Raw genomic sequence first — 15,134 nt, 5'->3', positions numbered from 1 at the left:
AAGGGGTTTCAGAGTTCTTGATTGATTAATATTGTTCCATGTATTGTTCGCGTTCCCATGGATGTACTTGCGTTCTAAACATATCCCACTCAATTTCTTTTGCGTCATTGAAGTGTGAGATGGTATGTTCCCCTAATGCACTTGTGATTACTTCATCCTTATTCAATGCTGTTACTGCATCTTTCAGAGAAGCTGGCAATTCTTGAATACCAAGTTCTTCGCGTTCTTGATCATTCATCACATAAATGCTTCGATCAACGGAAGCAGCAGGTGCCAATTTTTTCTTAATGCCATCGAGTCCGGCTGCAAGCAATACAGTCATGCCGAGGTAAGGGTTGGTCGTTGGGTCGACGCTGCGCACTTCGATACGTGTACCAAGACCGCGTGATGCAGGAATACGAACCAAAGCACTGCGGTTGCTCAAGGACCAAGCAATGTAACTCGGTGCTTCATAGCCTGGCACCAAACGTTTATACGAGTTAACCGTTGGGTTAGCGATTGCAGTAAATGCCGGGGCATGTTCCAAAACACCTGCAATGAATGCTTTTGCTGTATCGCTCAAACCATCCTCAGAGTTGGCATCATAAAATGCATTTTCTTTGCCTTTGAAGAGCGACATGTTCGAATGCATTCCCGAACCATTTACACCAAACAAAGGTTTCGGCATAAAGGTCGCATGCAAGCCATGTTTGCGGGCAATCGTCTTAACAACCAATTTGAACGTTTGGATGTTATCGCAAGTTTTTACTGCATCAGCGTATTTAAAGTCGATTTCGTGCTGTCCAGGAGCCACTTCGTGGTGAGAGGCTTCAATTTCAAAGCCCATATCTTCGAGCTCAAGGACGATATCACGGCGACAGTTTTCGCCAAGATCAGTAGGAGCAAGGTCGAAATAACCGCCTTTATCGTTTAATTCGAGAGTTGGTTCGCCTGCATCATTCATTTTGAATAAGAAGAATTCAGGTTCTGGCCCGATGTTGAACGATGTGAAACCCATTTTTTCCATTTCGGCTAATTGAGCTTTCAGCACCGAACGAGGATCTCCTGGGAATGGCGTGCGATCGGGTTTATAAATATCGCAGATCAGACGCGCAACTTTCCCTTTTTCTGCGGTCCAAGGGAATACGACGAAGCTGTCATAATCCGGATACAGAAGCATGTCCGATTCTTCGATCCGAACAAATCCTTCGATCGAAGAACCGTCAAACATAATTTCGTTATCCAACGCTTTTTCAAGTTGACTTACCGGAATTTCCACGTTCTTGATAATCCCAAGCAGGTCGGTGAATTGCAAACGAATAAATTTTACATTTGCTTCATTCACTTTAGAAATAATGTCTTCCTTTGTAAACTTTGCCATTCTCTTGATCCTCCCCAATATAAATGTCTATTTTCTTTCAAAAATTATATACACAGGCAGCGATCACCGAAAAAATCGGGACAACTCTCCTTGTATTAACGAAGTTTTGCCGAACTTGCCGGATTGAACAAGTTCAGATTTCAAAAAGTTCATCAACTCAGCCTCGGACATTGACTTCTTTCCATGAGCCGGAGTATTCGCCTCCACGGGCTTTTCACTGAGAACACGTTTGATTCCTGCTAAATTAACCCCTTCGTCAAGCAGCGACTTTATATCTAGAAGTCGATCAACGTCATTGAAAGAAAAGACGCGGCGATTTCCATCGCTACGCTCGGGATGAATGAGATCGTTTTCCTCATAGTAGCGGATCTGCCTAGCAGTCAGCCCTGTCAACTTTTGCACGATACCCATTGAGAACAAAGGCATAGAGCGGCGTACATTTTCAGCCATTTCGCCTCGCCCCTTTCTTGGTTACATTATATCTATCCGCCTATTAGTTGTCAATTGGTGTTAGGTTATCTTACAGTAAATGAGTTGCATTTCATAATATTGTCACAACTTTATTCTCGTTGGATCAAGCAATTTTTTTTCAAGCAAATGATTTACGGCAACAATTAAAGCTGTTTTCACATGTTCAAACGTCAGTCCGCCTTGCACATAAAGTGTGTAAGGGGGCCGAATCGGACCGTCTGCGGTCAATTCCAAGCTGGCTCCTTGAATAAAGGTTCCCGCAGCCATGATGACCTCACTCGTATAGCCCGGCATTGGACTTGGATAAGGCATAACATGGGCATTAATCGGTGATGCCATTTGGATCGCCTGACAGAACGTGATCATCTGATCCGGATCGTGAAAAGTTACACTTTGAATCAAATCCGTACGTCTTTGTTCCCAAGATGGAGCTGTCTCCATACCCAGTCGTTCCATCATTGCGGATGTAAAAACAGCACCTTTAACCGCTTGAGCGACCATATGCGGCGCTAAGAAAAAGCCTTGATACTGACCTTTCAGATGTTGCAGTGAAGGCCCCACTTCTTTTCCCAGACCGGGTGCGGTCAGTCGTTCTGCACAAAGTGAAACCAACTCATTCTTCCCTGCAATATAGCCGCCTGCTTCCGCTAATCCTCCACCGGGATTTTTAATCAACGATCCTGCCATTAAATCAGCACCTACATGACAGGGTTCTTTCGTTTCGGTAAATTCTCCATAGCAATTATCGACAAAGATGATAATACTTGGGTGGATCTTTTTAATTGCAGCGATCGCTTCTCCAATTTGCGCGACATGAAGAGACGGGCGCTGGTCATAACCACAAGAACGTTGAATGCCAATTACTTTTGTATTTGGTGCAATCATGTGGTTTACCGTTTCCGTATCAATACATCCATTTTTTAAGGGAACATACCGAAAGCTGACGCCAAAATCTTTTAGAGACCCATGGCTTTCTTCTGTAAGGCCGATAACGCCTTCCAAAGTATCATAAGGCTTGCCAGTTATGTACATTAACTCGTCACCGGGTCTGAGGATACCGAATAAAGCGGTCGTAATCGCATGAGTTCCGGAGATCATTTGTGAACGGACGAGTGCAGACTCAGCGCCGAAACAGTTAGCATAAACCGATTCAATACCGGCTCGCCCAAAATCATCATATCCATAGCCTGTCGTTCCGTTGAAATGAGCATCGCTTATTTTATTATTCTTAAAACTTGATAAAACGCGATATTGATTCTCTAGTGCAGTTGCGTCCGCCGCCTTGAGTTGCTGTGTAACTTGTTCATCTATAACGGCCGCAAGTTTCGTCAATTCTTCGCCATAGGCGAGTGTTTCAAACATGCTGTCTACTCCTTATCTGCTGATCCTTGATGCTGGTTTAGTTTTGCTGCAATCGAAGTTTCCGGATACACGAAACCTTCAATCTCATACATCTGTGCCTTCTGATCGAAAGTCTGTTTCTTTAAAATAGCATTGAGCTTAATACTACTTAACAGTTTTCCTTCTGAGGCACGTATTTTGGTATGAAATGGAACCATCTGCTGCATAATCTGTGATTCGATCGCTTCAAGAATCCGTTTTCGATCATTGATATCGCGCGCTGAAACGAGCAAAGCACCTTTAGGAACGATAAACGGGGTTTGCAATAAATCCTTTTTATTATATACGGTCAGCATCGGCAAGTCATCCGCTTCAAGTTCCCGAAGCAATTTGCACACCGTTTTCTCATGTTCGGCCACATCCGGACTTGACGCATCAAGTACATGCACAATCAGCTGCGCTCCAGTGACTTCTTCCAAGGTCGAACGGAAGGCTGCAATCAACTGAGTTGGAAGCTGTTGAATAAACCCAACGGTATCGGATAGCAGACAAGTGAATCCATTCGGTAAATTCATTTTCCGGGTTAATGGGTCTAGTGTTGCGAACAGTTTGTTTTCTGCGTAGGTCTGCATTTCAGTCAATTGATTAAACAGTGTTGATTTTCCGGCATTCGTATAACCGACAAGAACAATTTGGCACTGATTATTTAACAGCCTTCGTTCCCTGTAGCGCTGCCGATGACTGACCACCGCATTTAACTGATGGCTGATATCCTTCATTCTGCTGCGTATGTAACGACGATCGCTTTCCAGCTTTGTTTCGCCAGGTCCACGTGTGCCGATGCCGCCCCCGAGCCGCGAGAGCGATTGCCCGATACCGCTTAGCCGCGGCAGCAGATACTTAAGCTGAGCAAGCTCAACCTGAAGTTTTCCTTCACGAGAGCGCGCGCGAACGGCAAAAATATCTAAAATGAGCTGAGTCCTGTCCAACACTTTTGCAGAAAGCAAAGCACCAAGTCTGCCTTGCTGCGCTGGGGACAGTTCGCTGTTAAAGATAACAGTATTTGCCTCGAGCTGTTTTGCTAGTGCAGCAATTTCCTGAACTTTACCACTGCCAATATAGGTTGCAGCATCAATTTTTGCTCTTTTCTGTGTGACGACGGCAATCACTTCACCGCCGGCAGTTTTCGCCAATGCTTCCAGTTCATCAAGCGATGATTGGAAATGCTCATCCGATTGATGAGGAAGCTGACATGCTGCAAGAATGACATGTTCCATAGTGTACCTCTCTTTTCACTCGCCTTCACCCATTTGACTAATGATCGGATGATCAGAATCGTCTACCATAAGGTCACAAACTCTTATTGTCATGAGCGCATCACGATCAAAGCTGTTTTCTCTCACTAGGCGAACTGCTTGCTGGCGAATCATTTTTTCGACTGCATTGCGAACAAAACGCCCATTACTAAAATGCGGTTCTTGAGCCTGTACCTTCCGTTGCAGAAGACGAAGGAATTTTTTCTGTGCTTCAACCGTCATTGTGTATTCGCGGTCATCAAGCATTTGTTTTGCGATATCAAGCAGTTCGACGCCGGAGTAGTCCGGAAAGGACATGATGATCGGGAAACGCGAAGGCAGACCTGGGTTCATTCCTAGAAACTCATCCATTTCATCAGAATAACCAGCAAGGATCAGTACAAACTCATCTTTATGATCTTCCATTTGTTTTACTAACGTATCGATTGCTTCCTTGCCAAAATCCTTTTCTCCGCCGCGCGAGAGCGAATAGGCTTCATCAATGAATAATACTCCGCCAAGCGCTCGTTTAACCAGGTCCCTTGTTTTCTGTGCGGTTTGTCCGATATATTCTCCTACCAGATCAGCTCGCTCTGCCTCAATTAATTGACCTTTGGGCAATATTTCCATCTCATGAAACAGGTCGCTCAGTAATCGCGCTACGGTTGTTTTTCCAGTACCCGGATTTCCTTTGAAAAGCATGTGAAAGGATTGCTTTTTGACCTTTAACTGCACTTCCTGCCTTTTGCGATAAACATATAGCCATGCATAGAGTTCACGCACCATGAGTTTCACCTGATCCATTCCGACTAAACGATCAAGTTTATGTTCCAATTTTTCCAATGGTTCATGAGCTAGTCGTTCTTCGATTGGGAAATGTACGGGCGGCGTCTTCTGCGGTTTTTGATTAAAGACCACATTGATCTGGCTCTTTTTGGTAAATGTATAGGCTTCTCGCATGATCCGATCACCTCTCTGTTGATGAACTGGGCACATTCTTCTGCCTGCTTTTATAGGTATATACATCAGCAGGGTGTCTCGTGACAATTGCCTAATTACGGCAATAGACAAAAATAGATTGGACTGCTCTAGTTTATGAAACAGCGGACAGATTCAGAAGTGCTTCACCCTATGCAACAGAGCGCATCATCGTTCTTATGGGAGCGAAATTTTCAGGAAACAAAAGAAAGACAGCGCGGCCGCTGTCTTCGCAGAATTTATCATGACTCCTCGTCTTGACTGGTCCAATTTACTGGCTTCGAAGGAGTGAATGTTGAAATCGCATGTTTAAAAATCAATTGCTGCTTTCCTTCACTGTCCAGCAGTACCGTGAAATTATCAAATCCTTTCACTTTTCCTTTCAATTGAAAGCCGCTAACTAGAAAAACCGTCACAAATGTTCCTTCCTTACGCAACTGGTTCAAAAATGTATCCTGGATGTTAATTGACTGTTTCATTTTATTCCTCCTCTTTTCTCTCTAAAAAAACTAGTTCGATTTAATTTATAGAATATCCTGCACACGCTACTCTACTTGCTTGATCTTTTTTCTGAGAAGGAATTCATGAGTCTAGTCAGAAAGATCTACAATTAAGATTATATTTTATCTTTCCATCATTTGCAAAGATGACGTTAAGAATCTAACCAAAAAATGTTAGAAAAATTCACGAATCTGAGTGCTCATCCAATTTTCTCAGAACAAATCGGTAAATTTCTTCAGACTTGGCATCAAAGTTGACTAAAGCATCCGACATATCGAACCAATCCACAGACATCTGACGCTTAAACCAAGTGAATTGTCTTTTTGCGTAATGGCGCGAATTCTTTTTTAATTGTTCCACGGATGCTTCACGCGTTGTCCTTCCTTCGAAATAAGGAATAAACTCTTTGTAGCCGATTGCTTGCATTGCCTGCGCATCTTTTAGTCCTCGGGTATACAGCTCATGAACTTCATCAACAAGGCCTTCACGAATCATTTGATCCACCCGTTCGTTGATTCGGCGATAGAGCAATTGGCGATTCATCGATAAACCGATACAGAGGTACGGGTAGAGCGGGCGAACTGTTTCATCAGATTCTTGTAAGCTGAAGGGTTTTCCGGTTTCATGGTAAACTTCCAAGGCGCGGATCACTCGAACGAGATTGTTCGGATGAATCCGTTTTGCAGCAACTGGATCAACTTGTTTTAATCGTTCAAAAAGTACGCCCTTACCTTTACACTCTGCAATTTGCTCAAGCTGCCGACGATACGCCGGATTTGCGCCTGTTGAAGAAAACTGATAGTCAAACAGCGCTGCTTTTATATAGAAACCGGTTCCACCGACAAGAATTGGTGGTTTACCTTCCAATCTTATTTTTTCAATGACCCGCCGCGCATCCTGTTGGTAATCTGCAGCTGTATAGGGCTGCTCCGGCCTGCAGATATCAATCAGATGATGAGGCACTCCCTCAGCTTCTTCTTTCGATATTTTTGCTGTACCAATATCCATCCCTCGATAAACTTGAAACGCGTCTCCATTAATGATCTCGCTGTTTAATCGTTTTGCCAAGTCAATACTTAATTTTGTTTTGCCCACTGCGGTTGGACCCACAATCACAATTGTTGCTGTACTCATTGAATTACTCCCGGATAATTAGTGGACTCAGTATAGCACATTCTTCATCCGCACTGCACCTCACGCTTACCATGAAAAGGATTAACGCTCAATAAGTGAAGTATCATACATCGTGAAATCGCATCGATAGATAAACAAATACTTCCCATCTATAATAAGTCCGGTGGAATTGGGGACGTCCGTAGCAAAATACGAAACGCGATTTCCTGCAAATGTTGCAATGGGTTTCCCCAGTTGTGAACGAATTAAGACTATTTTTGAGCGTCCATCAAAATAGTTGTGAAATTGATTAACCATCCGATTTACAAATGGCAAGCTGCGGTCTTGGTTCGTGACAAGTACTTTTTGCGGCAGTTTGTTCATCACGTCTTGAAGTCCCTTCTCATACATGATTAAGGTACTGCCAACATGAAGCACTTGTTTTCCTCCAATTGTTATATTTAATACCGAAGATTCTTTTGTCTTTTCCCCTTTCTCGTTGGTTCGATCGAAGGTACTGTCCCGTTTAATCGCTCCTGAAACACCTTTAATCGTATCAATCGGCTGGCCGTCGGCATCATACGTCTGCATCGTCACATTTAAGCCTTTTAAATTGCCTTCGACTTGTGTTGTGAAAAAGTCAAACACCTGGCATCCGGCAAGCATCGCCAAGCTCAAGACGGATATCAAACATAGGAATACCATTTTTCGTTTTCTAAACAATGCATTTCTCTCCCATTCTACAGACAAAACTATAAGCCTATTTTAACCTTAAATGCATGAACGTGCTTTGTCATCAGACTCCAGACAGAGATTAATGGCAAAAAACAAAATGATCCTTTAAAAGCGATAATGGGATTTAGTTAACAAATGGATTGCATCTCTAAGGAACAGGCAGATAATGGTATAATGGCTACAATAATGTAACAAGGAGAATCTTTATGAAGAACAATCAATTTGCCAGGCTCACTGCTGATCATGAGACGGTTGTTGCTGAGCTAAAAGCCATTCATTTCTACGATGACCAAATGACCTGTGTGACCTCTCCAACAGAAGTCTACCAGCTTTTGTTACGTAAAGCTTTTTTAACAACGAAAGACAACGGTTCATTTACAAACAAACTGAAAAACTATTTAGCAACACCAAGCTTAGACCTCAAAGACTATTTCGATTCGAAGCAACCAGTAACAACAAAAATCTTCTACTTAGTCGCGCTTCAGCTGCTTGAGTTCCTCGTTACAGAGGATTTTGCGATCGATAACCCGCTCGAAGCGATGCACCGAATGCAGCTTCCGACCATTGAAACAAATGACAATTGGCACAAGGATCAGCTGCTGGACGCCTGGTATCTTCTCTTAACAACACATACAAAAAACGGCCAAACCTTTCTTGATCGTTTAACAAATCAAGGTTACTTTATCCCTTTTTATGATCTGCCGGTGCGCGAAAAGCCTTTATTTTTTAACGGGAAAGCACAAGCGGTATTTGATCCTGCAAAATTGGTTCGTGAAGTCGTTTATGTGGAGTCCTCTGTTGATTCCGATTGTGATGGGCAGCGTGACTTGCTCAAGGTCGAAATCCTGCGCCCTTCAGATACGGAACACGGGTTACGCGTACCTGCTCTTTTTACAGCAAGTCCTTATAATCAGGGAATAAACCATGAAGCAGGTAGCAGAGCGATGCATGATGTCAATGTCCCATTGCAAGCGAAGAAACCAAACCGCCTTACCTATCAGGAAATTGCTTATCGCAAAGAAAAGCACAGCTTGCCTGCCCCCCGCGTTGTAACCGGCGAGACCAGACATGCCGCCGAGACGTTCAGCCGTGAGCATTCTTATACATTAAATGATTACTTTCTTGTCCGCGGATTTGCCGCCGTTTACTCTGCCGGAATCGGTACACTGGATTCAGACGGCGTTCAAACCTGCGGTGATCCGCAGCAAACGGAAGCGACTAAAAATGTTATCGAATGGTTAAATGGGAAGCGGCGCGCGTTTACCAACCGTACCGACAACATCGCCATCTCGGCATGGTGGTGCAATGGATCTGTAGCAATGACCGGTCGCTCTTACTTAGGAACGCTTGCAACTGCAGCAGCGACCACCGGTGTTGACGGCTTAAAAACAATTATTTCAGAAGCAGCGATTTCCTCATGGTATGACTACTATCGTGAAGGCGGGCTCGTTATCGCACCCGGTGGTTTTCCAGGAGAAGATGCTGATGTTTTGGCAATTGAAACCCAAAGTCGCATGAAAGCGCCAGCAGATTACATCCTGCGCATCAAGGACTTTTTTACGAAACAAATGGATCAGATGGCACAAGCCATGGATCGAGAATCAGGTAACTACACGACCTTCTGGGATGCACGCAATTACCGCAAAGACATCACTAAGATTAAATGTGATGTATTAATGATTCATGGGTTAAATGACTGGAACGTGAAACCCGGCCAAGTTGAGGCGTTATGGCAAGGCTTAAGAAATGTCCCGGTAAGTAAAAAGATCATCTTGCACCAAGGTCAGCACATCTATATCAATGCATTTCGTTCGATCGACTATACGGATATGATCAATCTTTGGATTAGTCATGAATTATATGGCGTGCAAAATGGTGCAAAAGAGGTGCTGCCGAATGTGATTGTACAAGACAATCTAGTACCTGAAACATGGACCACATACTCGGATTGGTCGAATCCTAATTCTGACAAAACGGTTTTCCACCTCGCGCCTGGAACATTGACGGAGGAATGCAGCAGCGACTCTATTCAATCATTTAAAGACGATTCACCAAAAGACGATTTTGAACGTTACACAGAACATATCGATCAGTGGGAAAATGAGCTTATTTCGAATCAAAAACAAGCGTTACGTGCGAATCGTTTAATTTTTAAATCCGCGCCATTTGAAAAAGCTCAAATAATAGACGGAAAAGTTACCATCCATGTCAAAGCAGCGTCGAATCAACCGTTTGGAATGCTCAGCTTTCAACTGATCGATTTCGGCGAAGAGAAACGATTCAACCCATCGCCAACTCCGATTCAACGCATGGAATTAGGCTGCAACTGGCGAGAGGATACACTCCGCGAATTCACGTTGGCTAAATTCCCAACGCCGTTTAAGATGATTACAAAAGGGCATCTTAATCTGCAAAACCGGGAGAACCCATGGAAGGTTAATGAGCTGATGCCAAACCAGTTCTTCACTTTTGACGTCCCGCTGCAACCCACCTTTCACAAGTTGGCTGCCGGTCACCAGCTCGGATTGATCATCTATGCCACCGATTTTGCCATGACGGTTCGCGGCAATCAAGCGGTGCGCTACTCAATCGACTTGTCCGACTGCCATCTTGATGTACCCTTTCAATAAAAGAAGAGAAGAGGGTGTCTCAATCGTCTATGACGATGAGACACCCTCTTCTTAATCGGTTAAAGATTTATGCATGACGCGCATGGGTACATAACGCCTAAGCGCCCCTGTTGATACAATCGCCTCTAGTGATTGTCGCTTTAATCCATGCTGCTTCAGAAACCCCCTTAGCTTCATTCTTTTAAGAGAGGAATAGTGTTCTGATTCCACGATCAACGCGTTTGTTTACAGCGCCACCGGTTGAATCTCTTTTGCTTGCCTATAGCAGCATGGGCGAGCGCGCAGAGGTAGTTCCATTGCTGATCAAATTCAGGTTGGAAGAAGAAATCAGCAAAAGCTAGTTGCTGCGTTGTTTGTTTCGTTGCAATCGCTAGAGAAAGTGTATTGATTGCTGCCGTAATATCATGTTTGCTCAGCAACTGTGCACCAACAATGCGATTGCTGCCTACCTCATAAGTCAATTTCATATAGATTTTTTCCGTTCCAGGAACAAATGCCGGTCGATAGTAATCGGTAACGAATACCGAGCTGGTTTCCAAACCGCTCTTTGCTGCTGTCGCATCTTTAATCCCTGTAGTCGCGAATTTATAATCAAACAACGAGAGTGCTGAAGTCCCAGAAACCCCTTCGATTTTCAGCGTAGGCTTCTCAAGATTTAAGGCTGCTGCAACCCCTTGACGGCGTGCATTGGTTGCCAAGGCAATAGTCATTTCTTTACCCGTTGGATTATAGCGGATCATGCATGCATCACCGGCAGCAAACACATCCGGTGCACTTGTTTTTTGATAAGCATCAACAACGATAGTGCCATTACTGTTGAGGTCCAACGTTTCTTTCAACCAATCTGTATTCGGTACAACGCCTGCTGCTTCAACAACAAGATCGGCAGGGTAAGTGCCTTTATCAGTAATGACCGCAGATGCTTTTCCATCTCGGCCTTGAATTTCCTGAACAAATTCGCCCGTGCGTACATTAATGCCATGCTTTTGGAGATCCGCTGTGAGGATGTCCGTGAATTCATGATCCAAATAAGTCGGCAAAATCCGATCCGTCACGTCAATAACTGTGACTTTCTTTCCAGCTTTTGCATAGGCCTCAACGACTTCAATGCCGATATAGCCACTGCCAATAACCACAACATCAGAAACGCTCGGATCCTCAATCTTCGCCTTACTTTTGAGTGCCCATTCTCTCCCGCGTAAGAAATAAACATTATCAAGATCATTTCCTTTAAATGGGAGTTTACGCGGTGTCGCACCCGGAGCCAAAATTAATTTATCATAAGTCTCATCATAAGTCTCATTTGTATCAAGATTTTTCACATGGATCATCTTCAGATCAGGATCTAATCCCGTTACTTGATGACGGGTATAGACATCAACGCCCTGGTCGCTGTAGCCTTCCTTTGTTGCGTAGTGAATATAATTGATGTCCTGAACGGCGCCCTCTAAGTACAACTGGATGCCGCAAGACAAAAAGGATACCCTATCCGACTGCTCGAACAATTTAACCTTAGCATCTGGATAGTTTTCTAAGACTGTTTTTACCGCTTCATACCCACCATGCGATGTTCCGACAACAACAATATTCAAATGATTCATCCTCCTGTAAATGGTATGAGATTTATATAGAGAAGCAAAGGAAAGATAAAGTCCCTAAGTCTGATTCACTTAAGCTTCTCATTTTGCTTCATTTAGATAGTAACAAATATTTATTTATAATAAAACTAATCTGCTTATCGATAAATTTGTTTTTCTATCCTATTTTCATTAAACATTCCAAGGAAATAATGATAATCATTATTTATTATTGATAATAGATAAGCAAAATAGATCTATGTCTGTCCTCCATTGAATGACAAGTTTCTGTATTATTCTAATCATTCAATTAGATAAATAGATTGGCAATTTGTTTTAGTATATTAAAGTACGTGCTATAATTCACATGGTTATGCTCGTAACGGTTTATTCAATCGATTGATCAGTGAACGCAATCCTAACCCGCAGAGTAAATAAAAAGGAGTTTTATTGTGTCCATTTCAAAAGTGACCAAAACCTATTTAATGGTTGGCATCATGTTGTTCGGAATGTTTTTTGGTGCAGGCAATTTAATCTTTCCGATCCAACTTGGCCAGCTTGCCGGTGAACATTACTGGCTCGCTTTAGCTGGATTTCTTACCACTGCAATCGGAATGCCTTTTATCGGTATTCTTGCAGTTGGACTATCCGGTACCGACGGGGTAAAAGATATCGCCAGCCGTGTGCATCCGATTTTTGGGATCATTTTTTCGATCTGCCTTTATTTAATCATTGGGCCGCTTTTTGCGCTTCCCAGAACGGCTACAGTGCCTTTCGCGGTAGGCATTCAACCCTATGTCGGTTCCTCATCATTGATTTTGGCGTTGGGACTATTCAGTTTCCTATTCTTCGCTTGCGTGTGCTATTTTTCACTAAATCCTGCAAAGGCTATGGATTATATTGGAAAATATTTAACACCGATTTTCTTGCTAGTTCTGTTTCTTTTAATTCTTGTCGCATTGATTCATCCCATGGGCGGTTTTGGCAACGCCCAAGGAGCCTATGCTTCGCAACCCTTCACCACTGGATTTAAAGAAGGCTACAACACGATGGACGCGCTTGCCTCGCTTGCATTCGGTATTGTTGTCATCAATGCAATTAAGCTGCGTGGCGTCACGGGTACAAAACAGATTGCCAAAGTCACCTTGAAATCCGGTCTCGTTGCCATGATTCTTATGATGGTGATTTATGGCTGCATCACCTTCATCGGCGGGACAAGTGTTGCTCAGGTCGGTTTGCTCGAAAACGGCGGCCTTGTTTTTGGCGCCGTATCGCATCATTACTTCGGCACATTTGGCGGCTTGCTACTTGCTACGATCATCATTTTGGCTTGTATGAAGACGAGCATCGGGCTCGTAACATCATCCAGCACATTTTTTCATGAACTGATGCCGCAAATCAGCTACAAAAAATTTGTTGTCGCCATTAGCTGCATTTCGTTCATTGTTTCGAATGTTGGCTTAACCAACATTGTGAAGCTGGCCGTTCCCGTTTTAATGGTTGTTTATCCAGTTGCCATTGTACTCATTTTGCTGACCCTTTTTGCAAATAGGTTCCATAACAGCTCAACCGTTTATTTTTCAGCCGTTCTTCTAACATTAACCATCAGTTTGATTGATGGATACAATACGCTGATCACAATGGTCCCATGGACACAAAACATGTTTCTAGACCGTGTTGCCAGATTCTACGTGCAGGTACTGCCCCTCTATAGTTTGGGATTAGGCTGGCTCGTACCGGCCACAATCGGTAGCCTAATCGGATTAGCTGTCTATTATTTTCAGCCCAATAAGGCTTAACTGAAACTTCATTTAATCAAAAACAGCTGTTGAAATAACTTAACAGCTGTTTTTGTTTTTGATGAAAGAACCATTCATTAGCCTGGGAACGCATCCATGCTGCACTCAATCCAAAAGTTCCGGCCACGAACTCTTATCCTTTAAGGAACTTTACGCAATGATTCATCAATTGATTTATGGAAAAAATGTGAGAGCATCAAGTCTTTTCAGCTTTCTCAAAAACACGTGCACAGAACCCACGAAAAAAATATTATTTTTTTTCAATTTCTTTAACCATTTCAAATTGCCGTTTCCTACATACATATCAGGAGGCGATATATATGAAAATTTATACGATTGAACAAGTGCTTGACGAAGGTCTATTAACACAATGGGAAGTGCAACATTTTTCAGAAGGTCTTTCATCCATGATTAGCGATTCCAAAAGTCTGGTTGGCGTCACTTTGATCTCCGGCGAGTGGTGGGATGTTTTTAAAATTACGGATCCCATTTTAGACTTTATTTGTATCTCCATGGAAACGCGTTTAAAACTGATTGAGCTTGCTTCAAACTGACTTGATAAGATCATGGTTAGAAATGCACAATCACTGCTGTCACATCTGTGTGATTTTTGAAGACTTTTTAACGCTTGAATTTGCGCCCTAAATAGAGACTGTAGATTCAAGAGAAAAGGAAGAGGAGATCAAATAAATTGTTTCTTTTGCCCTTTCCGGGCTTTTATTTTTGCGCATAAAAGAACATTCGTTCCTGCTTTTTTATGAAAGGAACGTTGCCTTTACTGCAAATGTTTTCGTTCACGGCATTTCACGCAGAACTTGGAAAAAGGATTGATCAACACTCTTCAATTCTATCTCACGTAGATGCCCCTACTCATGATTATGAGGTAAAAAACTCAAAAAATAATTGATGTTTACTCAATTGAGTTCACATATAAAAAACATTTTGGAGGAATTATTTATGGCTGCAAAAAGAAGGAAATAAAGGATTTATTTAATCCAGCCGCTTAGGCGGCATACATATCTATTTTTTAACCAACATTTTGGCGAGAAGTCTCCCGCTTCGAGCTTTGCGAGAAGCTAAGCGGTAAGATGAATCGCTTTCTTTAGTGTCTCGTTACTATTGACAATAGTCATGATTGATCAGACCAAGTGTTCATGCTATAATTCGTGTATAAAAGGATTTCCTAAGCAGGCGGGCGAGCCCATGATCCAGATAAAAGCCTACACGTTTAGACTATATCCAAACAAAGAACAGGTCACCTTCTTCCATCAACGCATGGGCTCTGCCCGCTTTCTTTACACTGGTAGGAAAGTATAAGAAAACAAAGTATTTAA

13 protein-coding genes are annotated in these 15,134 nt (G+C 42.9%); 4 read left to right on the top strand and 9 right to left on the bottom strand.

What is annotated here, in order from left to right; all coding sequences use genetic code 11:
* Positions 1–25: 25 nt before the first annotated feature.
* From glnA to SIN01_RS01600, 8 genes are all read right to left on the bottom strand, one after another.
* The gene (gene glnA, locus SIN01_RS01635) at positions 26–1,360 is read right to left on the bottom strand and encodes a type I glutamate--ammonia ligase (RefSeq protein ID WP_047034766.1); all 1,335 of its coding nucleotides are present in this window, start codon (positions 1,358–1,360) and stop codon (positions 26–28) included.
* Between the two features lie 63 nt (positions 1,361–1,423).
* On the bottom strand, positions 1,424–1,810 hold the full coding sequence (locus SIN01_RS01630) for a MerR family transcriptional regulator (RefSeq protein ID WP_010024990.1): 387 nt from the start codon (positions 1,808–1,810) through the stop codon (positions 1,424–1,426).
* Between the two features lie 102 nt (positions 1,811–1,912).
* Positions 1,913–3,193, bottom strand: a complete 1,281-nt coding sequence (locus tag SIN01_RS01625; protein WP_010024988.1) for a methionine gamma-lyase family protein — start codon at positions 3,191–3,193, stop codon at positions 1,913–1,915.
* Positions 3,194–3,198: 5 nt separating this feature from the next.
* The gene (gene hflX / locus SIN01_RS01620; RefSeq protein ID WP_047034767.1) at positions 3,199–4,449 is read right to left on the bottom strand and encodes a GTPase HflX; all 1,251 of its coding nucleotides are present in this window, start codon (positions 4,447–4,449) and stop codon (positions 3,199–3,201) included.
* Between the two features lie 15 nt (positions 4,450–4,464).
* Complete coding sequence (locus tag SIN01_RS01615) at positions 4,465–5,427, bottom strand: AAA family ATPase (RefSeq protein WP_010023815.1); 963 nt, start codon at positions 5,425–5,427, stop codon at positions 4,465–4,467.
* 260 nt (positions 5,428–5,687) lie between these two features.
* Positions 5,688–5,924 (bottom strand): RNA chaperone Hfq, encoded by a 237-nt coding sequence (gene hfq, locus SIN01_RS01610; protein WP_010023814.1) that lies wholly within the window; start codon positions 5,922–5,924, stop codon positions 5,688–5,690.
* Between the two features lie 205 nt (positions 5,925–6,129).
* Complete coding sequence (gene miaA / locus SIN01_RS01605; RefSeq protein WP_010023813.1) at positions 6,130–7,080, bottom strand: tRNA (adenosine(37)-N6)-dimethylallyltransferase MiaA; 951 nt, start codon at positions 7,078–7,080, stop codon at positions 6,130–6,132.
* Positions 7,081–7,161: 81 nt separating this feature from the next.
* A complete protein-coding gene (locus SIN01_RS01600) occupies positions 7,162–7,782 on the bottom strand; it encodes a DUF5052 family protein (RefSeq protein WP_010023812.1) in 621 nt (206 codons plus the stop codon).
* 218 nt (positions 7,783–8,000) lie between these two features.
* Between SIN01_RS01600 and SIN01_RS01595 the strand changes: the two genes are divergently transcribed.
* Positions 8,001–10,424 (top strand): Xaa-Pro dipeptidyl-peptidase, encoded by a 2,424-nt coding sequence (locus SIN01_RS01595; protein WP_010023811.1) that lies wholly within the window; start codon positions 8,001–8,003, stop codon positions 10,422–10,424.
* Positions 10,425–10,636: 212 nt separating this feature from the next.
* On the opposite strand, the gene SIN01_RS01590 is transcribed toward SIN01_RS01595, so the two are convergent.
* Entirely contained in the window at positions 10,637–12,025 is a 1,389-nt protein-coding gene (locus tag SIN01_RS01590) for an FAD-dependent oxidoreductase (RefSeq protein ID WP_237760106.1), read from the bottom strand.
* A 428-nt stretch (positions 12,026–12,453) separates the two neighbouring features.
* Here SIN01_RS01590 and brnQ point away from each other — a divergent pair, with 428 nt between their 5' ends.
* From brnQ to SIN01_RS15635, 3 genes are all read left to right on the top strand, one after another.
* Entirely contained in the window at positions 12,454–13,800 is a 1,347-nt protein-coding gene (gene brnQ / locus SIN01_RS01585) for a branched-chain amino acid transport system II carrier protein (protein ID WP_010023806.1), read from the top strand.
* Positions 13,801–14,120: 320 nt separating this feature from the next.
* Entirely contained in the window at positions 14,121–14,354 is a 234-nt protein-coding gene (locus SIN01_RS01580) for a hypothetical protein (protein WP_141305918.1), read from the top strand.
* Positions 14,355–14,931: 577 nt separating this feature from the next.
* Positions 14,932–15,117, top strand: coding sequence for a helix-turn-helix domain-containing protein (locus tag SIN01_RS15635; protein WP_141305917.1), 186 nt, complete (start codon positions 14,932–14,934; stop codon positions 15,115–15,117).
* Positions 15,118–15,134 lie beyond the last annotated feature (17 nt).

Source organism: Sporolactobacillus inulinus (assembly GCF_006539285.1).
Taxonomy (GTDB): Bacteria; Bacillota; Bacilli; order Bacillales; family Sporolactobacillaceae; genus Sporolactobacillus; species Sporolactobacillus inulinus.
The sequence above is the reverse complement of the archived record's forward strand: the minus strand, read 5'-3'. Positions and strand labels throughout refer to the sequence as shown.